This window comes from Caulobacter sp. GW821-FHT12F03 (assembly GCF_058806855.1).
This window is the reverse complement of record NZ_JBXAQC010000006.1, coordinates 11,961-32,167: the sequence shown is the minus strand read 5'-3', so window position 1 is coordinate 32,167 and position 20,207 is coordinate 11,961. Positions and strand designations below refer to the sequence as shown.

Below are 20,207 nucleotides of genomic sequence, written 5' to 3'. Positions count from 1 at the left end.
GCGGACGTTAACGAAACCTTTTCAAGCCCTTTTCCCGGGCGAGTTTCACCGTTAGGTTTCTCCCAGCGCGCGAGGTGTGGGGCCGGCGATCGCGCGGCATTTTGTCTTCTTGGCCCCTGCAGGACCGCGACCCGCGAATGACGGCCAGGAAGCCCCGCTCTCCGTTCGATTTCTCCCGCGTGTCGCGCGAGGTCGCCGCCTCGCAGCAGGTCGCTGAACAGATCGCCGAAAGCGAGCTGGACGCCCCGCCGTCGCTCGAGGCCGAACTGGAGATCCGCCAGGCGCCGCCGATGGTCGAGATGGCCGCCGAGGACGCCGCGCCGCCGACGCCGGTCCGACCGGTCGAACCCAACGCCGAGCCGCCGCTGCCGCCGGCGGTCCTGTACCGCGCCGAGAAGATCAAGGAGCCCTCGGGCAGCCCGATCTGGATCGGCGCGTTTCTCGTCAGCGCCCTGTGGGCCGTGGCGCCCGTCGCGTTCGCGCTGGGCTGGAGGTGGAAGATCGAACCGCTCGGCGACGACCCGCTCGCGCTCGGCCTGTTCGCCGTCCTGGCCATCGGCCCGGCGGCGCTGGTGTTCGTCGCCGCCTACGCCCTGGTTCAGGGCCGCAAACTGGCCGCCGAGGTGCGCCGGGCGCGCGACACGACTTCCCGCCTGCTCGGTCCGGCCGCCATGGCCGCCGCCGAAACCGGCTCGGTGATTGAGTCCGTCCGCCTGCAGATCGACAGCGCCGCCGGCGCCGCCCATGAGGCGCGCGAGACCATGCTGGCGCTGCGCCAGGCCATGGCCGAGGAGACCGAGCGTCTCGCCGCCGCCGCCGCCCAGTCGACCCGCGTCGCCGCCGATCTGGCCACGACGCTCGGCGCCGAGCGCGAACAGCTGGCCGAACTGAGCGGCGAGCTCGACGCCCGCGCCACCGCCGTCACCGACTCCATCACCAGCCAGGCCCGCATGGTCGCCGAGGCGTCCGACCTGGCCGAAACCCAGCTGCGCGAGGCCGAGGCCGCCCTGGCCGCCCGCGCCGCCGATCTGGCCGCCGCCGCGGGCGAGGCCAGCGACGCCGCCCGCGTGGCCGGCGAGGACCTGGCCCGTCAGGTCGCCCGCCTGGAGACGGCCGGCGTCGGCGTCGGCGACCAGATGCGTCTGGTCGAGGAGGGCCTGACCCAGCAGCGGGCGTCGCTCGTCACGGTCGCCCACGCCCTGCGCGCCGATCAGGAAGACTTCGCCGCCCTGGCCGAGAGCCGCACGGCGCAGCTGTCCGAGTTCATGATCCACGCCACCGAGGGCGCGACCAACCTCGGCGAACAGGCGGCCAAGGGCGCCGAGGCCCTGCGTCAGCTGATCGCCGACGCCGCCGAGCGCTTCGAGGCCCTGACTGAACACGCCCGCGCCGAACGCGCCGCGCTCGGCGAGGAAGCCGCCCAGGCGCTTTCGCTGGTCGGCTCCGCGGCGGCCCGCGAGCGCGACGGTCTGGAAGATGATCTGAAGCAGGCCATCGAGCGGCTCGGCGCCGCCGCCCAGGCCGCCCGCGAGGTGGCCGAGGGCCACGCCGAGGCCGCCAGCCAGCGTGTCGACCAGCTGAGCGAAGCCGCCTTCGCCGCGCACCAGAAGGCCGACGCAGTGTTCGAGGCGCGCCTGACCGAGGCCCGCGACCTGATCGAGCAGTCGGCCCAGATGGTCGAGCAGGCCGGCGCCGCCACGGCCCAGAAGCTGGAGCAGGGGGCCGCCTCCGCCCGCGGCGCCCTGGCCGAACTGGAGCGCATGCTCGGCGAGGTCGACGCCCGCGCCTCGCGCCTGCCCGAGGCCGCCCGCGCCCGGGTCGAGGAAGTCCGCGTCTCGGTCGAGCAGAGCATGGACGACCTGCTGGCCGCGGCGCGCCGCGCCGCCGAAGAGACCCAGACGATCGACGCCACCTTCCAGGAACGCGTCCGTCGCAACTACGACATGCTCAGCGAGGCCGTGAAGGTCATGGGTGTGGTCGCCGGGGCCGCCGGCAACGCCGCGCCGGCCATCGGGGCCAGCCGCACCCAGCGCGTCGAGACGGCGATCCGCGCCGCCGAGGCGCCGCCGTCGCCCTCGGCCGAGGCCGCCGGCCTTCGCCCGCGCCTCAAGCTGACGCCGACCGCCACGGACGAGGAATTCCGCAGCGTGTTCGAGACCGCCGGCGGTCGCACGCCGGCGCCCCAGCCCGCGCACGAGCCCGGCGAGAGCGGCTGGAGCTGGAAGGACCTGCTGACCTCGATCGACAGCGATGCGGGGGATCCGGAGAGCCTGGCCGAGCGCATGGCCGCCGAAATCGCCGGCATGGGCATCGACCCCGCCGCCCTGCTGCCGCGCAACCGCATCGACGAGATCGCCGCCGCCGTCCAGACGCGCGACGTCGAGGGCGCGCGCGAGGTGGTCCGCCGCCTGGCCCCGGCCGCCATCCGCCGTCTCGTCCGCCGCCTGTTCTCCGACGCCGCCATGCGCGGCCAGACCGAACGCTTCCTGCAGCGTTTCGGCGGGATGATCGAGGAAGCGGGCGAGCGCGACCGCAGCGGCCTGCTGGCGGGGACCCTGCTGGCCTCCGACGGCGGCCGGGCCTACCTGCTGCTGGACGCCGCGGCGGGCGATCTCGGCTAGGCGCGCCGGGAACAGGATCGGCTGTCATTGCTTGTGATCGAGGGGCCGCTTTGACAGAAGGATGGCCATGGCGCGCCCCCTGAGCTTGCAGATTCCCCGGTCGGCTTCCGGCCCCACCAGCCGGCATGTGCGGCAGAACGTGAAGCTGATGGACGACCTCCTGATGGAGGCCATCGGCTATCTCGACGGGGAGGACGCCGCGGCCCTGGTCGGCAGCGCCCGGCGCGCGGCCTCCGAAGGCGGCGACGCCCCGCATCTGGGCTTCCTGTTCAACGCCGTGACCCCCGACGAGGGCATGCTGCTGGCCCGGGCGTTCGCCTGCCACTCCATGCTGGCCAACATCGGCGAGGACGTCGCCGGCCGCCGCCGCCAGGCCGAGGACGAGGGGCAGGGCGACGCGGCCCGCACCGTCGCCGCGGCGCTGGAGTCGCTGGGGCTCGGACCCGACGCCCTGGCCGACCTGAACGTCGTGCCGGTGCTGACGGCCCATCCGACCGAGGTGCGCCGCCGGGCGCTGGTCGACCGCGAGGCGGAGATCTCGCGGCTGATGGCGCTGCGCCGCCACCACCTGCCCGTCGACCTCGACAAGCGCATCCGCGAAAGCCTGTTCCGCGAGGTGGCGCTGCTGTGGCGCACCCGCCTGCACCGCCCCGAGAAGATCACGGTGCGCGACGAGATCCGCAACGCCCTGTCGATCGTGCGCACCTCGATGTTGCCGGCGTTGATCGACCTCTACGAAAACTGGAGCGATGTGATCGGCGGCGGCGGCGACGTGCCGCCGATGCTCAAGCTGGGCAGCTGGCTCGGCGGCGACCGCGACGGCCATCCCGGCGTCACCGGCGAGACCCTGCGGCTGGCGTTGAGCTCCCAGGCGCGGGTGATCCTCGATGTCTACGCCGCCGAGGTGCGCCGGCTGTGGTCCGACCTGGCCATTTCCGACGTCTACGAGGGCGCGTCCGAGGCGCTGCTGACCCTGGCCCGGACCTCCGACGACGCCTCGATCCATCGCGCCGACGAGCCCTATCGGCTGGCGCTGGAGGTGGTGTTCGACCGGCTGTGCGCCACGTCCCTGTCGCTGACCGGGGCGATGGTCGCCTTCGCCACGACCGCGCCGGCGGCCTCGGTCCGGCCCTATGAAAGTCCGGCCGCGTTCGTCGCCGACCTGGAGACGGTGCGGGACTCCCTGGCCAGGCACGGCGGCGAGCGGCTGATCGGACCGCGCCTGACGACCCTGCTGCAGGTCGCGCGCGTCTGCGGTTTCCACCTGCTGGCCATCGACATGCGCCAGAATGCCGACGTGCATGAGCGGCTGGTCGCCGAACTGATCACCCGGTCCGGCCAGGACATCGACTATCTGGCGCTCGACGAGGACGCCAGGGTCGCGCTGCTGCTCGGCGAGATGGCTCACCAGCGCCCGCTGCGCTCGCCCTTCGCCGACTACAGCGAGGAGACCATGCGCGAGCTGGCCACGCTCGAGGCGGCGGCCGAGGCGGTGACGCTCTACGGCCCCGACGCCATCGGCGCCTATGTCGTGTCCAAGACGGCCAGCCTCTCGGACATCCTCGAGCCGCTGGTGCTGCTGGCCCAGGTCGGGCTGGTGCGGGGCGGCGCGCAGCCGCGGGCCCATGTCCGCGTCTCGCCGCTGTTCGAGACCATCGAGGACCTCGACCACGGCCCGGCCATCCTGCGCCGCTGGCTCGAGCTGCCGCTGGCCCGCGCGATCCTCGGCGACAGGCCGGTGCAGGAGGTGATGGTCGGCTATTCGGACTCCAACAAGGACGGCGGCTACGTCGCCTCGCGGCGCGGGGTGGCGCGCGCGGCCTCGGCCCTGGCGGCCGTCTGTGACGAGCTTGGCGTTGGCCTGCGCATCTTCCACGGCCGCGGCGGCTCGGTCGGCCGGGGCGGGGGCCCCGCCGCCGAGGCCGTGCTGGCCCAGCCGCCCGGCACGGTGCAGGGCCGCCTCCGGATGACCGAGCAGGGCGAGATGATCGCCCGCCGCTACGGCGACCAGCCGACCGCCCGGCGCAATCTCGAAAGCCTCGTCGCCTCGGTGCTGATCGCCAGCAACGACCGCCGCGCCACCGGCCCGTCGGCGAAGGCCACGGCGGCCATGGACGCCCTCGCGGCCGGCTCGTTCGCCGCCTACCGCGCGCTGGTCTACGAGACCCCGGGCTTCACCGACTTCTTCTGGGCCGCGACGCCGATCAGCGAGATCGTCCAGCTCAACATCGGCAGCCGGCCGGCCTCGCGCACCGCCAGCCGCGCGATCGAGGACCTGCGGGCCATCCCCTGGGTGTTCAGCTGGTCGCAGGCGCGGTTCATGCTGCCCGGCTGGTTCGGCTTCGCCGGCGGCGTGGCGCGCGCCGGGCTGACGATCCCGCAGCTGACCGATCTGGCCGGCGAGTTCGACGTCTTCGCCGCCCTGCTGTCGAACATGGAGCTGGCCCTGGCCCAGAGCGACATGACCATCGCCGCGCGCTACGCGGGCCTGGCCCATGATGTGCCCAACGCCGGCGCGATCATGGACGCCATCCGCGCCGAGCACGAGCAGGCCGTCGCGATCGCCCTGGCCATCCGCGGCGGCGACCAGCTGCTCGACGATCGCCCGGACCTGCTGGAGTCGGTCGAGCTGGCGGCCCAGGCCGTCGATCCGTTGAACTTCCTGCAGCTGGAGCTGCTGTCCCGTCGCCGCGCCGGCGACCAGGACGAACAACTGCGGCTGGCCATCCAGCTGACCGTGGCAGGCGTGGCGGCGGGCCTGCGGAACACGGGCTAGGGACAGACGCCTCGGGTGTCTGTCCCTGACGTTACGGGAGGCTTCCCCTTTGCGTCGCCCTCCCTTACTGCATCGGCAAAACAAACCGACACAAGGGACGCGCCACCATGGCCCTAGACGCCGAAACCCGGGACCAGTTCATCGACACCCTGCGCCGGTTCGTCACCGAACGGCTGCGGCCGCTCGAGGCCCAGGTGGCCGAGAACGACAAGGTGCCGGACGCGATCGTCCAGGAGATGCGCGACCTCGGCCTGTTCGGCATCTCGATCCCCGAGGAATACGGCGGCCTCGACCTGTCGATGGAAGATGAATGCCTGGTGGTGTTCGAACTGGGCCGCGCCAGCCCGGCGTTCCGCTCCGAGATCGGCACCAACGTCGGCATCGGCAGCCAGGGGCTGGTGATGTTCGGCACCGACGAGCAGAAGGCGAAGTGGCTGCCCGGCGTCGCGTCGGGCGAGGTCGTCACCTCCTTCGCCCTGACCGAGCCGGAAGCCGGTTCCGACAGCGCCGCGGTGCAGACCCGCGCGATCCTCGACGGCGACGCCTATGTGCTGAACGGCTCCAAGCGCTACATCACCAACGCCGGAAAGGCCGGGCTGTTCACCGTCATGGCGCGCAGCAATCCGGACGTGAAGGGCGGCGGCGGCGTCTCGGCCTTCCTCGTGCCGAGCAACCTGCCGGGCATCACCGTCGGCAAGCCCGAGAAGAAGATGGGCCAGCACGGCGCCCAGATCCACGACATCACCTTCGACAACGTGCGGGTGCCGGTGGAGAACCGCCTCGGCAACGAGGGCGAGGGCTTCAAGGTGGCCATGCAGGTGCTGGACAAGGGCCGGCTGCACATCGCCGCCCTGTGCGTCGGCGTGGCCGAACGCCTCATCGCCGACAGCGTCGCCTACGCCGGCGAGCGCAAGCAGTTCGGCCAGGCGCTGGCGCAGTTCCAGCTGATCCAGGGCATGATCGCCGACATGAAGACCGAGTGCATGGCCGCGCGCGCGCTGGTCATGGAGGGCGCGCGCAAGCGCGACCGCGGCGAGACCATCGTGCTGGAAGCCGCCGCCGCCAAATACTTCGCCTCGGAGATGGTCGGCCGCGTCGCCGACAAGGCCGTGCAGATCTTCGGCGGCGCCGGCTATGTCGCCGACTACGGCATCGAGCGCCTGTACCGCGACGTGCGCATCTTCCGCATCTACGAGGGCACCAGCCAGGTGCAGCAGATCGTCATCGCCCGCGAAACGATGAAGCGGGGCGGTTAGGCGAGGAGGACCGGGTCCGGCGACAGCCGGCGCCTGTCTCCGTATCGCGAGAGACGGACTATGGCAGGTCGCCGCCGTAAAGGTTGATCGCCCAGTCGGGGAGGGGCGCGCCGACCTCGGTGGCCTTTCCATCGACAAAGCTGATCAGGAGCCTGGGAGCCCGGCCCAGCCCGCTGCTGTCGAAGACTTCGGCGCGGTCAGCGCTCAGCACGGCGCTCCGTATGAGCGGCTGGTTTCGCGCGTAGCGGGCCCGGACGCGATCTTCCGGCGCCCGATGGCCCTCTTGCCTCACCCGGGCCCGGACGCGGAGGACCGCCATGTCCGCATCCTCGACGTTGAGATGATAGACGACAATCCGATAGCCCCGCGTCCGGGCGGCCTGCAGAAGGTCAAGCTTGGAGGGGTGCGAGAAGGTTGTCTCCACCACGAGATCCTCGCCCGCCCCGATCAGTTCCCGCCGCCGCAGGTCTGCAAGACGTTGGCCCTCGGCGGACTCTTCGATGGTCTCGGCCACATGGCCGAAGGTCTTGAGAGCCAATTCGTCGGCGTTGACGAATTCCGCGTCCAGCCTTCCGGCAAGCCGGTGTCTGTAGAAGGTGGTTTTGCCCGCACCGTTGGGTCCGGCGAGGATGAACAACGTCGGCGACGGCGCGAAAGCGGCCATCGGGAAACTCAGCTCGCCTTGCGAAGCCGCGGCTTGAGCGGACGTTGGACGAGCTTGCCCTCGTCGTCGAGCCCGACAGCGCCGGGCAGGTCCGCCAGAGCCGCGTAGGCGGCGATCTCGTCATCCGGCGGGGTCCTGAACCGGTCATGCATCTGGTCGAGCACCGCTTCCTGTTCATCGCGTGAAAGGGTGCGCAGCGTCACCTTTCCCTCCAGCGTCTCGCGCACCCGGCTCACCGGCATGCCCGGGGCGCTTTCCAGCGCCCGGCCCAAACGGGCCCAGTGCTCGATCTGGCCGCCCAGCGAACGGTTGACGAGCTCGGCTTCGCGACGGGCATCCTCGACGAAGGCGCTGGTCAGCTTCACGGAAGCGAAATTGCGGGCGGCCATGGCAAGGCTCCGACGGAAGGTGTCATAATGACACCTCGCGTGGCCGGATTCAAGGTCGTGGACCCGCCCCTAGCGCAGGAACCCCGCTTCGGCGAAGTCGAGCATCCGCTCCAGCAGGGCGTCGACCTCGCCCTCGCGGGTCAGGCCGCCGGACAGGACGTGCAGCCGGTCAAGCTCCATGAAGCGGTTCTGGTGGATCATCCCCAGCACGAAGTGCAGCCGCCAGTAGACCTCCTCCGGCGCCAGGCCGGGCAGGGCGGCCAGCAGGGCGTCGGCGAAGCGCTTGAGGTGGCTGACGTCGCTGCCCAGAACCTCGCGGATTTCGGCCGTGCCCTCGCTGCGGGCGCGGATCAGGAACTGCAGCGAGATGCGCCGGTCGTTCGACGGGTCCAGCCACTTGAGCGGCGGGGCGAACAGGGCGGTGAGGATCTCGCGCACCGGCGGCTTGCCGGCGTTGCGGTCGGCGGCCTCGTGCAGCATCCGCGCGCGGTCGCGGTTCAGCTCCTGGGTCCGGCGCCGGAAGATCTCGAACAGCAGGGCGTCCTTGGAGCCGAAGTGGTAGTTCACCGAGGCAAGATTGACACCCGCCTCGGCGGTGATGTCGCGCACCGAGACGTTCTGGAATCCGTGCAGGGCGAACAGCCGCTCGGCGGCGTTGAACACCAGCTGCTTGGTGGCGGCCTCGGCCTCGGGAGTCTTGGGCTCCACGCCGGGATCGTCAGTGTGACTCAAAACGCAGCCCTTCCGTTCCGTGACGGCAGCTTTACGGGCGCCGCGTCTCCGCGCAAGAGGCGATGAACAGTTGTTCGATTGCTGTGGCGTGGCGACGCACCCGGCGCGCGCCGCGCCGGCGTTTAACGCGCCATAAAGCGTTTCAATGTCTTGCCTTGGGTCAACGCGACGCAGGGTGTCATGAGATATTGGCTTGTACGAAAAGCTGATTCTCGCGTCATCGTTGCGTCCAGTCAGCCAAACCGGAAAGGCTTTCATTTCCGGGTTGTTCCAGGCAACCGCCGACGTACGCCGACTGGCGACCGGCTGGAGGATTGAAGACCATGCCCGCTCCCGCCCTCTCCGGTCTCGATACCGTCGTCTTCCTCGAAAACACGGTCAACGCCACCCCGCAGGTCATCGATTCGAGCGTGGTGTTCACCGACGTCGATGACGATTTCAACGGTGGCCGCCTCACGGTGACGGGGCTGCTGGCGGAGGACACGGTTTCGATCCGCTCCGTCGGCAACAACCCCGGAGAGATCAGCTACAACAGCGGCACGGGCGAGGTCAGTTACGGCGGCGTGGTGTTCGGTGTCGCCGTGGGCGGCGCCGGGGGCGCCCTGACGATCACCTTCGACGCGGACGCGACGTCCGCGGCCATCGACGCCCTGATCGAGAATCTTACCTACGCCAACAGCAGCGACACGCCGACGTCCAGCCGGACGCTGACGATCAATGTCTTCGATGCGGCGGGCCATGACATTCAGGGCGCCTTCGCGGTGACCCAGCTGGTCGGCGCCGCTGACCCGTTCGATGCGGGCACGGTCAGCGGCTACAACCGGCCGACGGTCGCGGATCTCGACGGAGACGGCGATCTGGACCTGATCGTCGCCGACGGCGGCGGCTTCGTGCACTATTTCGAGAACACCGGCTCCGCGACGTCGCCGGTGTTCGTCGAGCAGACGGGAGCGGCCAGCCCGGTCGACGGCATCAATCTCGGCGGCTTTGCGACGTCCACCCTCGTCGATCTGGACGGCGACGGCGACTACGACCTGTTCGCGGGCAGCTATTTCGGCGACTACCGCTACTTCGAGAACACCGGCAACGCCGCGGCGGCCGTCTTCACGGAGCGGACGGGCGGGGCCAACCCGTTCGACGGCATCAGTGTCGGCGCGATCCCGAACGCCGCCTTCGCCGATCTCGACAATGACGGTGATCTGGACTTCGTCCTCGGCGTCGACGGCGCCGTCACCTACTTCGAAAATACCGGCTCGTCGGCGGCGCCGACCTTCACCCAGCGGACCGGGGCTTCGAACCCGTTCGACAGCATCACCGCGAGCCGGGCGTCGCCGACCTTCCATGACGTGGACCAGGATGGAGACCTTGATCTCCTGCTGGGCAACTTTGACGGAACGGTCCAGTATTTCGAGAATACCGGCACAGCGGGCGCGCCTGTCTTCACCGAACGGACGGGGGCGGCCAACCCCTTTGACGGCGTCGACATCGGGTTCAACACCTCGCCGGTGTTCGCTGATCTCGACGGCGACAACGACGCGGACGTGCTGCTCGGTACGGGCGACGCCATCCAGTACTACCAGAACACCGCGAGCCACGGCTCCACGGTCAACGTCGGTGTCACGGCCCAGACGGACACCTTCACCGGCGACGGCGCGGCCAATGTGCTCACCGGCACGTCCGGCGACGATATCCTGCAGGGCCTGGACGGCGACGACACGCTGACCGGCGGCGACGGCAATGACCGTCTGCGGGGCGGCACGGGCGCCGACGCCATGTTCGGCGGCAACGGCAACGACGTCTATGTCGTCGACAACGTCCTCGACACGACGGACGAGACCGGCGGCAGCGGCACGGACACCGTGGTGACGCGCGTCACCTTCACCCTTGCGACCGACATCGAGAACCTCACCCTGGCCGCGGTCGGCGGGGCCATCGACGGCACGGGCAACACCCTCGACAACCTGATCACCGGCAATGCCTCGGCCAACGTCCTGTCAGGGATGGACGGCAATGACACGATCAATGCCGACGGCGGCAACGACACGGTCAACGGCGGCGACGGCGCCGACACGCTCAACGGCCAGGTCGGCGACGACACCCTCAACGGCGACGCCGGGATCGACACCCTCGACGGCGGCAGCGGCAACGACACGCTCGACGGCGGGACCGGCGCCGACGTCATGACCGGCGGCCTCGGCAACGACATCTACTATGTCGATGTCGGCGGCGACAGCGTCACCGAGAACGCCGGTGAGGGCACCGACGAGGTCCGGGCGGCGATCACCTACAGCCTCGGCGCCAATGTCGAAAACCTGACCCTGACCGGCGGCGGCGATATCGACGCCACCGGCAACGCGCTTCGCAACGTCATCACCGGCAACGGCGGGGCCAACACCATTCACGCCGGCGACGAGGTCGACACCGTCAGCGGCGGTGACGGCAATGACACGATCTACGGCGAAGCCGGCAATGACGTGCTGAACGGCGACAACGGCGCTGACCTGCTCGACGGCGGCGACGGCGACGACACGCTCAGCGGCGGCGCGGGCGCGGACTACCTGCGCGGCGGCGTCGGGGCCGACCGGATGAGCGGCGGCACGGGCAACGACTACTACGTCGTCGACAACGTCGGCGACACCACCGACGAGACCGGCGGCGACGGAACCGACGAGGTCATCAGCCGGATCACCTGGACCCTGCGCGACGGCACCGAGAACCTGACCCTGGCCGCGCCGGGCGGGGCGATCAACGGCACGGGCAACGCGGCGGACAACGTCATCCTCGGCAACAGCTCGGCCAACGTGCTGTCGGGCCTGGACGGCGACGACAACATCAACGGCGACGGCGGCGCCGACACCCTGCGCGGCGGCAACGGCGCCGACACCCTCGACGGCTCGGTCGGCAACGATACCCTGTACGGAGATGCGGGGATCGACACCCTGATCGGCGGCTGGGGCAACGACATCCTCGACGGCGGGACCGGCGCGGACTCGATGGCCGGCGGCCTCGGCAACGACACCTACTATGTCGACGACACCCTCGACACGATCACCGAGGGCGCTGGCGAAGGCACGGACGCGGTCGAGTCCTCGGTGACCTACACCCTGGCCGCCAACGTCGAGAACCTGACCCTGCTGGTGCTCGCCGGCAACATCGACGGCACCGGCAGCAACGTGCGCAACACCATCATCGGCACGCGCGGCGACAACGTGCTGCACGGCATGGGGGACATGGATACGCTGTACGGCGGCAACGGGGCCGACACCCTCTACGGCGACGACGGCAACGACGTACTCTACGGCGAGAACGACAACGACACCCTGTACGGCGGCAACGGCGAGGACACCCTGACCGGCGGCGGCGGCTCGGACACCTTCGTGTTCACCAACCTCGACATCCACCGCACCGGCCTTGGCCAGTCGGCCGACAAGGACAAGATCCTTGACCTGGCGTTCAACTCGAACGACCGGATCGACCTCTCGGCCATCGACGCCAACGTCAATCTCGCCGGCGACCAGGCCTTCACCTTCGTCAGCAAGTTCACCCATGTCGCCGGCCAGGCGACCCTGGCGTTCAGCGGCGGGGTCACGGTGCTGCAGCTCGACGTCGACGGCGACGGCTACGCCGACCTGCGCGTCGAGATCACCGGCAACCACGCCGCCACCACCACCAATCTCTACACGGGCGGCGGCGACACCAACGGCGGCTGGGTGCTGTAAATCCCGGAGGGCCGGGCGGCGATCAGTCGAAGATCGTCGCCGGCCCGCCCATGACGATCCGGGCGCAGCCGATGACCATGTCGGTGGTGCCCGCGATCAGACCTTCCATGTTCCGCAGCAACGGTTCGCTCAGGCGTTCGCGTCCGTCTCCCGTGGGGATCAGGAAGCCCGCCTGGCGAGCCCGTGACAGCAGGGTGTTCACCTGCATGCGCGAGGTTTCGCAGCGGGCGGCCAGGCCGGCGACCGTGAAGTCCAGCGGGCCGCGCGGCAGGAAGCTGTCGCCCGGCGCGCCGCGCTGGAGCATTTCGCACAGGATGATCAGGCCGGCGTAGCGGTCCGAGAACAGGTCCAGCTCGTTCTTGCGCGGCGCGGCCAGCTCCATGTTGGCGAAGCTGACCTCGCTGATCGTCACGAAGAAGGCGTCGAAGGCCGTCGGGTCGCTGTCGAAGCGCGCCAGCAGCGCGGGGATCGCCGGATCGAGCCGCGCCCGCACTTCGAGTTCGCGGCGGATCCGCTGCTCGAAGGCCCGCCGCATCTTCGCCGTGGTGTGAAAGTGGCGCGTACGGCCGTCCCCCGCGTGCGGCGCCGGCTCGATGTAGCCGATGAACCTCAGGTAGGCGAGCAGGGCCCGGGCCCGTCCGGGGCCCGAGATCGTCGTCCGCTTGAGCGACTCGCTCATCCGCGCCGTGGTCAGGCCGCCCGGCGTGGCCTCAAGGTAGATGGCCCAGTTGCCGGCCGCGAACCGGCCCATGTCGCGCAGAAGGCGGCTGATCTCGCCCACCTCGCCGGGGTGGGGCCCCCAGATCTCGACGATGTCCCGCGCAAGTTCGGCGAAACCCGGCATCGCCTGGCGGCGGGCGTGGGGGATCTCGCGATCAACGGCTTCGTGGTTAAGGGCCAGGGCCAGCGTGCGCGCGGCGTCCGACGGGGGCGGCGGAAGCGCGGTACGACGTTGCTGCACTTGGGTCACACGCGTCTCAACAAGGCGCCCGAAGGCGATACCAGCGGATTATTGCACTATCTGTGCCAGGAGGTGTCACCGAAATGGAGGGTCCACCAGACATTCCGACTGGCCCCGCCATCACCGGCAATGTCAGCGGGACGACGGCCAACCTCTACACCGGCGCGGCCGACGGGAACGGCGGCTGTGTGCTCTGAGGCCTCAGTCGGGATGCCAGTCGGCGATCGACGGGCGGACCCAGGGCGGGAACAGGTCGACCATCGGCTCGTACTTGTCCCGCGCCGCCTTGTGCCGCGCCTTGAGCTCGGCGACGACCTCGGGGTGCAGCGAGGCGACGCTGTAGTTTTCGCCGGGGTCGCGGCGGATGTCGAACAGCAGCGGGTAGTTGAACCGGCCGAGGTTCAGGCGCCAGCCGCGCGTATGCACCCGGGTGACGAACTTCCAGTCGGCCGTCCGGATCGCCGCCACCTTGGTGTTGTCGAACAGGAGGATCTGGTCGTGCGGCGACGGGGCGCCCTTGAAGATCACCTCGCCGATGTCCGCGCCGTCCAGCTCCAGGTCTTCGGGCAGGGCCTGGCCCGCCAGCCGCGCCAGGGTCGGCAGCAGGTCGAGGTTGCTGGCGATGGCGTCGGTGACCACCCCGGCCGGCACGGTTCCCGGCTGGCGCAGGATGAACGGCACGCGATAGCCGCCGTCGAAGCCCGAGCCGCCCTTGCGGTCGCGGAACGGCCCTGACGAACCCTCGAACCACGGCCCGTTGTCGGAGGTGAAGATCACCAGGGTGTTCTCCTCCAGCCCCAGCGCCTTCAGACGGTCGAGCAGGGTCCCGACATTGCGGTCGATCTCCTCGACCACGTCGCCATAGGCGCCGGCCGGGGAATCCCAGGTCCTGTCGTCGTTGCGCACCAGCGGCACATGCGGCGCGGTCAGGGCCAGCAGGGTGAAGAACGGCCGATCGCGGTTGGCCTCGGCGAAGGCCAGCGTCTCGGCGAAGAACCGCTGGGTCAGCTTCGGGAAGTCGACTGGGCTCTCGGTCAGGGGCGCGTCGCCGTCCTTCTCGAAATACGCCAGCGGCTGCATGTCGTGGCTGTAGGGCAGGCCCTTGAACACATCGAAGCCGTGCACGTTCGGCGGCCAGTACTGGCCCCGGTGGCCCAGGTGCCACTTGCCGATCAGGGCCGTGGCGTAGCCGGCGGGCCTGAGCGCCTTGGGGAGGGTCAGCTCGCTCAGCGGCAGGCCCCGGTCCTCGGGCGACTGGATCACCTCGTGCGCCAGGTTCATCCGCACGGGATAGCGGCCGGTCATCAGGCCGGCGCGCGAGGGGGTGCAGAGGTTGGCGCTGGCGTAGAAGTCGCTGAACCGCGTGCCCTCCGCCGCCATCCGGTCGAGGTTCGGCGTGCGGATGATCGTCCCGCCGTCGCAGCCCAGGTCGCCGTAGCCGAGGTCGTCGGCCATGATGATGATGACGTTGGGCGGACCGCTCATGGACGCTCTCAGGCTGTCGCGGTGACGATCCAGACGGCGGCGGGCAGGAAGACGCCGCTGGGGCCGGCGTGCGGCTCCAGCGCCGCGCGCAGGCTGTCGATGACCCGGTCCCGCTGGTCCGGGTTCTCGCGCAGCATCATGCCGAGCGGGCCGACGCGCAGGGACAGGGCGACGGTTTCCTCCAGCGTATTGCCGCCGATCAGGGCGTCATGGGCGTCGATCTCGACGCCTTTGAAGCCGCCCTCGGTGAGGATGCCGCGCACCCGGTCCGGGTCGGCGAAGGCGAACGGCCCCGGCGCCCAGGGATCGGCCGGCGGCGGGGGCGGGGGGAGGTGCTCCAGCGCCGCCCGCATCGGCAGCAGCATCCACTCGTTCAGCGCCAGCGGACGCCAGCAGACGAAGGCCAGCCGCCCGCCCGGCCGCAGGGCCTGACGCAGGTTGGCGAAGGCGGCCGGCGGGTCGCCGAAGAACATCACCCCGAAGCGCGAGAACACGCCGTCCGCGCCGCCCCGGGCGAAGGCGCGGGTCTGGGCGTCGGCCTCGAGGAACCGCACATTGGTCAGGCCCGCCTCGGCGGCGCGTCGTCGGGCGACGGCCAGCATCGGGGCGGAGATGTCGACGCCGAGCACCGACCCGTCGGGTCCGACCTCGCCGGCCAGCTCCAGGCTGGTCTGGCCGCAGCCGCAGCCGACGTCGATCAGGCGCTCGTCGGCCGCCGGATCGAGCGCGGCCATGGCCGTCAGGCCGAGCGGCTTGAGCTGCCGGTCGAGCCGGTCCTGCTGGTCGACCCAGGTCTCGCCCGCCGCCGCGTTCCAGTAGGCGATCTGGTCGGCGTTGGCCGCCTGCGCGCCCTCAGCGGCCACGCACGAGCTCGCGCATGGCCTTGTCCAGCCCGTCGATGGTCAGCGGGTACATGCGGTCATTGACCAGCTGCTTCATCACCCCGATCGACTGGGTGTAGTCCCAGTGGCGCTCGGCGGTCGGATTGAGCCAGACCACGTTGGGATAAATCTGGGTCACGCGGTCGACCCAGATGGCGCCGGGCTCCTCGTTCCAGTGTTCCACGCTGCCGCCCGGATAGGTGATCTCGTAGGGGCTCATGGTCGCGTCGCCGACGAAGATCACCTTGTAATCGCTGGGGAACTTGTGGAGCACGTCCCAGGTGTTCTGCTTCTCGGTCTGGCGGCGGCGGTTGTCCTTCCACACGCTCTCGTAGAGGCAGTTGTGGAAATAGAAGAACTCAAGGTTCTTGAACTCGGTGCGGGCCGCGCTGAACAGCTCCTCGCAGAGCTTGATGTGGCTGTCCATCGAGCCGCCGATGTCGAAGAAGATCAGCACCTTGATCTTGTTGCGGCGCTCGGGGCGCATGGTGATGTCGAGGTAGCCCTTGCGCGAGGTGTTCTTGATCGTGCCGTCGAGATCCAGCTCGTCCGGCGCGCCCTCGCGGGCGAACTTGCGCAGCCGGCGCAGGGCGACCTTGATGTTGCGGGTGCCCAGCTCGACGGAGTCATCGAGGTTCTTGTACTCGCGCTTGTCCCAGACCTTCACGGCCTTGCCGTGGCGGCCCTTGTCCTGGCCGATGCGCACGCCTTCGGGATTGTAGCCGTTGGCGCCGAACGGGCTGGTGCCGCCGGTGCCGATCATCTTGTTGCCGCCCTCGTGGCGCTTCTTCTGCTCTTCCAGCCGCTTCTGGAGCATCTCCATCAGCTTGTCGAAGCCGCCCATGGCCTCGATCTGGGCCTTCTCCTCGTCGGTCAGGAACTTCTCGGTCAGCAGCTTGAGCCACTCGGCCGGAATCTCCGGATTGCCGGCGTCACCAACCATCTCCAGGCCCTTGAACACATGGCCGAAGACCTGGTCGAACTTGTCGAGGTTCTTCTCGTCCTTCACCAGGGCCGAGCGCGACAGGAAGTAGAAGTCCTCGACCTTGTGGTCGATGACGTCCTTGTCCATCGCCTCCATGAGCATCAGGTATTCCTTCAGCGTCACGGGGACCTTGGCCTCCCGCAGCGCGGTGAAGAAGTTCATGAACATGGCGGACTCTCGGGTGTCGAACGGTTGTTTGGATCAGGATGGGGGGCAACCGCCGCCTTGTCCAGTTTCGAGCGCCGACATGCGTCCTTCAAGCCCCGGATCACGTCCGGGGGATGCCGACGGATCGCTCCTCGGGATGACGTACACAAGCGCCCGTGATGGTGAGGAGTTGGGCCCCAGCCGGGCGTCTCGAACCACGCAGGCTACCCCCGCCGCAGGATGAACTCCCGGTCCCGCGTCTGTCCGACGGGGAACTCGTACTCGCCGACCTTCGCAAACCCCATCCGGCCATAGAGCCGCTGGGCCCCGTAGTTCTCCGACCAGACGCCGATCCACAGGGGGCGGGGGCCGTCGCGTTCCAGCCAGGCGAGGGTTTCGGCCAGCAGGCGCGAGCCCGTGCCGCCGCCCTGGAAGGCCTTGAGCACATAGAGCCGCTTCAGCTCGCCGCAGGCCGGGGTGACGTCCTCGTGCGGCAGGTCGCAGGGACCCGCCAGGGCGTAGCCGACGGCCGCGCCGTCGGCCTCGACCAGCCAGGACGCCTTCGCCGGGTCGGCCAGATCGGCGCGCGTCCGGTCCAGGCCGTAGGCGTAGACGAGGAAGTCGGCCAGGTCCTGCGGCGGATACATGTGGCCGAAGGTCTCGGTGAAGGTATCGGCGCCGATGCGGCTCAGGGCCTCGGCGTCGTCGGGACCGGCGCGGCGGATCGTGGGGGCGGACATGAGGTCCTGAATAACGCCCGCCCGCATCCGTGCAAGCGCCCGGTCAGCGCGTCGGGCCGCGCCAGCGGACGGCGGCGTCCGGGCCGGCGAAAGCCGCCAGCCCGCCGTCGTGCAGGTACGCCAGCGCCGTCGGATCGTCCTTCAGCCAGGCGTCCCACCAGGCCAGGGCGGCGGCGAGGATGATCTGGCGATGGCGCGCATCATTCGGCCGGGCCGGAGCGCCGACCTCCTGCCGTCCGGAAAAGACCATGTGATCCCCGCCGGTCAGCAGCACCAGCATGTCCGGTCCCGACATATGGGCGAAGGGTTGCTGGCGGCCGGCGACGACCTCGGCCGGGGTCTGGCCCGCGCCGACGGTGAAGCTGTCCTCGGTGCCGGTCAGCGACAGGAAGGGAAGGGTAATCGACCCGAAGGCGGCCGCGTTGTCGCCGTCGCGGGCGGCCGACGGGCTCATGGCCAGGAAGGCGGTGAAGCGCGGCTCGGGCAGCGAACGGCCGCCGGGATAGACCTGGCCGGCCATGGCCTGGGTCGTCACGGCGCCGAAGCTGTGCCCCGACATGCCGATGCGCGTCAGGTCCATGCGGCCCTTCAGCGGGCCGTCCGCCGCGTTCATCAGGGTCAGCTGGTCCAGCGCGAACGGGATGTCGAGAAAGCGGTTCAGCGTCGCCCTGGGGTCGGCGATGGCCCGCGCCAGCAAACCCTGGTCGACATTGCCGGGGTCAGGCCGCACGCCGTTCCAGATCGACACGTCCGAGCCCGGATGCTGCACCATCACCACGACATAGCCGTGGCTGGCCAGATGCTCGCCATAGTAGGCCGCGCCGCGCCGGCTCCCGCCGAGTCCGTGGGAGAAGATGACCACCGGGACCGGCCCGGTCGCGCCATCCGGATAGCGGATCAGGTACGGCACGCTCCGGTCGCGTCGCGCGTCCCGCCATTCGCCCTCGATCTGGGCGACCCGGTAGGGGCCGGCCTGGCTCCAGGCGGCCGGGGCCGGCGCCGTCGCGGCGGCCGCCGCCGGGACCGGTGCGGCGACCAGCAGGCCGACAAGCAGGGCGACGAGGCGGAGGCTGCGGCGCATTGAAGGGCTCCCGGGGCGACGGCGTGACACAGCCTGACACGTTCCTTGGCGCCACCTTCCGTCGGCGCGGTCTTCGCAGGGCGGCGGGTCGCCTGTAGCCTGCCGCCATGACCCTCGCCCTTTACAGCCATCCGGCCATGCTCGGCCACGACCAGGGCGCCGGCCATGCCGAGCGGCCCGAACGCCTCGGGGCGGTGCTGGACGCGCTGGCCGACGACGCCACGCTGCGGCTCGACCGGCGCGAGGCGCCGCAGGCGACGGAGGCCGACCTCGCGCGCGTCCATGACCGGGCCTATCTGGACGGCATCCGCGCGGCGGGGGAGGCGGGTCGCCTCGTCCGGCTCGATCCCGACACGGCGATGAACATCGGCAGCCTCAAGGCGGCGCGGCGTGCCGCCGGCGCGCCGATCGCCGCCGTCCGGGCCGTGGCGGCGGGCGAACTGGAGCGGGCCTTCTGCGCCGTCCGGCCGCCGGGCCACCACGCCGAGCCGGACCGGGCGATGGGCTTCTGCGTCTATTCCAACCTCGCCGTGGCGGCCCGCGTGGCCCAGGCGGAAGGGCTGGCGCGGGTGGCGGTGGTCGATTTCGATGTGCACCACGGCAACGGCACCCAGGCGGCGTTCGAGCACGAGCCGACGCTGTTCCTGGCCTCGATCCACCAGCGGCCGCTCTATCCCGGCAGCGGCGACCCGTCGGAGACGGGCGTCGGCAACATCGTCAACGGCGTGGTGGGCCCCCATGCGCCGCGCGAGCGATGGCGCAGGGTGTTCGAGGGACTGATGAGCCAGGTCGACGCCTTCGAACCCGACCTGATCCTGATCTCCGCCGGGTTCGACGCCCATGCCCGCGACCCGCTGGCCAGCCAGTCGCTGGAGGCGGAGGACTTCGCCTGGGCCACCCGTGCGATCATGGCGGTGGCGCGGGGGCGCGCGAAAGGTCGGGTTGTGTCCTCCCTTGAGGGTGGGTACGACTTGGAAGCGCTCGGGCGGTCCGCCCTGGCGCATGTGCAGGCGTTGCAGGAGGGATGACGGGGCGCCGGGGGACGGTCCGCGTCATGCGCGGCGCTCTTCCACCAGCCCCGGGGGATCATGGCCGAGGTTCTCGCCGCCGATGGCGCCACGACGACGCCGGACGCCGCTCGCCCGGGCGCGGTCGTGCTCGCGCGCCACGGCGAGCCTGATCTGTCCCGCAAGGTGCTGCTCAACGCCGAAGGCTATCGCCGGTGGTGGGGCGTCTACGAAACGAAGGGCCTGCGCGAAGGGCAGTCCGCGCCCGAGGACCTGAAGGCCGTCGCCGGCCGGGCCGGCGCGGTGATCGCCTCGACCCGTCCACGGTCGCGGGAGACCGCGGAGGCCGTGTGCCAGGGCAGGGCCTTCGCCCAGGACCCGCTGTTCGTCGAGGCGCCGCTGCCGCCGCCGCCGTTTCCGGCCTGGCTACACCTGTCGCCCCGGCTGTGGGGCTTCATCTCCCGCTTCTGGTGGTGGTTCTTCGATCATCACGCCGGCGAGGAGAGCCGCGCCGAGGCGGAAGCCCGCGCCGACCAGGCCGCCGGCCTGCTGGCCGAGATGGCCCGCGACGGCCAGGACGTGCTGGTGGTCGCGCACGGCTTCTTCAACACCATGATCGGCGAGGCCCTTAAACGTCAGGGCTGGCGCTGCACGCAGGACCAGGGATTCCGCTACTGGCGGGCCCGCACGTTCGAGCGGAATTAACGCTGCGGGGGAATCGGCCGATTGCCCGCTTGGCCGCGCCTCTCTAGGCTGGCCCAAC

Annotated in this window: 15 protein-coding genes; 6 read left to right on the top strand and 9 right to left on the bottom strand. The window is 70.3% G+C overall.

Features of this window, described 5'->3' with window-relative positions:
- Positions 1 to 137 precede the first annotated feature (137 nt).
- The 3 genes from AC1RN0_RS14165 to AC1RN0_RS14155 all read left to right on the top strand — a co-directional run bounded on the left by AC1RN0_RS14165 (position 138) and on the right by AC1RN0_RS14155 (position 6,653).
- The gene (locus AC1RN0_RS14165; protein WP_492788099.1) at positions 138 to 2,621 is read left to right on the top strand and encodes a coiled-coil domain-containing protein; all 2,484 of its coding nucleotides are present in this window, start codon (positions 138 to 140) and stop codon (positions 2,619 to 2,621) included.
- A 67-nt stretch (positions 2,622 to 2,688) separates the two neighbouring features.
- A complete protein-coding gene (gene ppc / locus AC1RN0_RS14160; protein WP_492788098.1) occupies positions 2,689 to 5,397 on the top strand; it encodes a phosphoenolpyruvate carboxylase in 2,709 nt (902 codons plus the stop codon).
- Positions 5,398 to 5,504: 107 nt separating this feature from the next.
- Positions 5,505 to 6,653, top strand: coding sequence for an acyl-CoA dehydrogenase family protein (locus tag AC1RN0_RS14155; protein WP_492788097.1), 1,149 nt, complete (start codon positions 5,505 to 5,507; stop codon positions 6,651 to 6,653).
- A gap of 58 nt (positions 6,654 to 6,711) precedes the next feature.
- Here AC1RN0_RS14155 and AC1RN0_RS14150 read toward each other — a convergent pair whose 3' ends face one another.
- The 3 genes from AC1RN0_RS14150 to AC1RN0_RS14140 all read right to left on the bottom strand — a co-directional run bounded on the left by AC1RN0_RS14150 (position 6,712) and on the right by AC1RN0_RS14140 (position 8,438).
- A complete protein-coding gene (locus tag AC1RN0_RS14150; protein WP_492788096.1) occupies positions 6,712 to 7,317 on the bottom strand; it encodes an ATPase in 606 nt (201 codons plus the stop codon).
- Positions 7,318 to 7,325: 8 nt separating this feature from the next.
- Positions 7,326 to 7,706 (bottom strand): TA system antitoxin ParD family protein, encoded by a 381-nt coding sequence (locus AC1RN0_RS14145; protein ID WP_492788095.1) that lies wholly within the window; start codon positions 7,704 to 7,706, stop codon positions 7,326 to 7,328.
- 69 nt (positions 7,707 to 7,775) lie between these two features.
- Positions 7,776 to 8,438, bottom strand: coding sequence for a TetR/AcrR family transcriptional regulator (locus AC1RN0_RS14140; protein ID WP_492788094.1), 663 nt, complete (start codon positions 8,436 to 8,438; stop codon positions 7,776 to 7,778).
- Positions 8,439 to 8,761: 323 nt separating this feature from the next.
- Between AC1RN0_RS14140 and AC1RN0_RS14135 the strand changes: the two genes are divergently transcribed.
- On the top strand, positions 8,762 to 12,157 hold the full coding sequence (locus tag AC1RN0_RS14135; protein ID WP_492788093.1) for a beta strand repeat-containing protein: 3,396 nt from the start codon (positions 8,762 to 8,764) through the stop codon (positions 12,155 to 12,157).
- 22 nt (positions 12,158 to 12,179) lie between these two features.
- On the opposite strand, the gene AC1RN0_RS14130 is transcribed toward AC1RN0_RS14135, so the two are convergent.
- From AC1RN0_RS14130 to AC1RN0_RS14105, 6 genes are all read right to left on the bottom strand, one after another.
- A complete protein-coding gene (locus AC1RN0_RS14130) occupies positions 12,180 to 13,118 on the bottom strand; it encodes a hypothetical protein (protein ID WP_492788092.1) in 939 nt (312 codons plus the stop codon).
- Between the two features lie 201 nt (positions 13,119 to 13,319).
- Positions 13,320 to 14,603, bottom strand: coding sequence for a sulfatase family protein (locus AC1RN0_RS14125; RefSeq protein ID WP_492788091.1), 1,284 nt, complete (start codon positions 14,601 to 14,603; stop codon positions 13,320 to 13,322).
- An 8-nt stretch (positions 14,604 to 14,611) separates the two neighbouring features.
- Entirely contained in the window at positions 14,612 to 15,466 is an 855-nt protein-coding gene (locus AC1RN0_RS14120; RefSeq protein WP_492788090.1) for a class I SAM-dependent methyltransferase, read from the bottom strand.
- Complete coding sequence (locus AC1RN0_RS14115) at positions 15,456 to 16,637, bottom strand: vWA domain-containing protein (protein WP_492788089.1); 1,182 nt, start codon at positions 16,635 to 16,637, stop codon at positions 15,456 to 15,458. Before AC1RN0_RS14115 ends, AC1RN0_RS14120 begins: the two co-directional genes overlap by 11 nt.
- A gap of 203 nt (positions 16,638 to 16,840) precedes the next feature.
- Entirely contained in the window at positions 16,841 to 17,356 is a 516-nt protein-coding gene (locus tag AC1RN0_RS14110; protein WP_492788088.1) for a GNAT family N-acetyltransferase, read from the bottom strand.
- Positions 17,357 to 17,399: 43 nt separating this feature from the next.
- Positions 17,400 to 18,437 (bottom strand): alpha/beta hydrolase family protein, encoded by a 1,038-nt coding sequence (locus tag AC1RN0_RS14105; RefSeq protein ID WP_492788087.1) that lies wholly within the window; start codon positions 18,435 to 18,437, stop codon positions 17,400 to 17,402.
- A 107-nt stretch (positions 18,438 to 18,544) separates the two neighbouring features.
- On the opposite strand from AC1RN0_RS14105, the gene AC1RN0_RS14100 reads away from it, so the two are divergent.
- Together AC1RN0_RS14100 and AC1RN0_RS14095 are read left to right on the top strand one after the other, a co-directional pair.
- Positions 18,545 to 19,465 (top strand): histone deacetylase family protein, encoded by a 921-nt coding sequence (locus AC1RN0_RS14100; protein ID WP_492788086.1) that lies wholly within the window; start codon positions 18,545 to 18,547, stop codon positions 19,463 to 19,465.
- Positions 19,466 to 19,525: 60 nt separating this feature from the next.
- Positions 19,526 to 20,149 (top strand): histidine phosphatase family protein, encoded by a 624-nt coding sequence (locus tag AC1RN0_RS14095; RefSeq protein ID WP_492788085.1) that lies wholly within the window; start codon positions 19,526 to 19,528, stop codon positions 20,147 to 20,149.
- The last annotated feature ends 58 nt before the right edge of the window (positions 20,150 to 20,207 follow it).

Coding starts and splice junctions, on each gene's coding strand:
- AC1RN0_RS14095 (WP_492788085.1), top strand. CDS start 19,526: ATGGCCGAGGTTCTCGCCGCCGATGGCGCCACGACGACGCCGGACGCC.
- AC1RN0_RS14155 (WP_492788097.1), top strand. CDS start 5,505: ATGGCCCTAGACGCCGAAACCCGGGACCAGTTCATCGACACCCTGCGC.
- AC1RN0_RS14115 (WP_492788089.1), bottom strand. CDS start 16,637: ATGTTCATGAACTTCTTCACCGCGCTGCGGGAGGCCAAGGTCCCCGTG.
- ppc (WP_492788098.1), top strand. CDS start 2,689: ATGGCGCGCCCCCTGAGCTTGCAGATTCCCCGGTCGGCTTCCGGCCCC.
- AC1RN0_RS14135 (WP_492788093.1), top strand. CDS start 8,762: ATGCCCGCTCCCGCCCTCTCCGGTCTCGATACCGTCGTCTTCCTCGAA.
- AC1RN0_RS14165 (WP_492788099.1), top strand. CDS start 138: ATGACGGCCAGGAAGCCCCGCTCTCCGTTCGATTTCTCCCGCGTGTCG.
- AC1RN0_RS14125 (WP_492788091.1), bottom strand. CDS start 14,603: ATGAGCGGTCCGCCCAACGTCATCATCATCATGGCCGACGACCTCGGC.
- AC1RN0_RS14150 (WP_492788096.1), bottom strand. CDS start 7,317: ATGGCCGCTTTCGCGCCGTCGCCGACGTTGTTCATCCTCGCCGGACCC.
- AC1RN0_RS14110 (WP_492788088.1), bottom strand. CDS start 17,356: ATGTCCGCCCCCACGATCCGCCGCGCCGGTCCCGACGACGCCGAGGCC.
- AC1RN0_RS14105 (WP_492788087.1), bottom strand. CDS start 18,437: ATGCGCCGCAGCCTCCGCCTCGTCGCCCTGCTTGTCGGCCTGCTGGTC.
- AC1RN0_RS14100 (WP_492788086.1), top strand. CDS start 18,545: ATGACCCTCGCCCTTTACAGCCATCCGGCCATGCTCGGCCACGACCAG.
- AC1RN0_RS14145 (WP_492788095.1), bottom strand. CDS start 7,706: ATGGCCGCCCGCAATTTCGCTTCCGTGAAGCTGACCAGCGCCTTCGTC.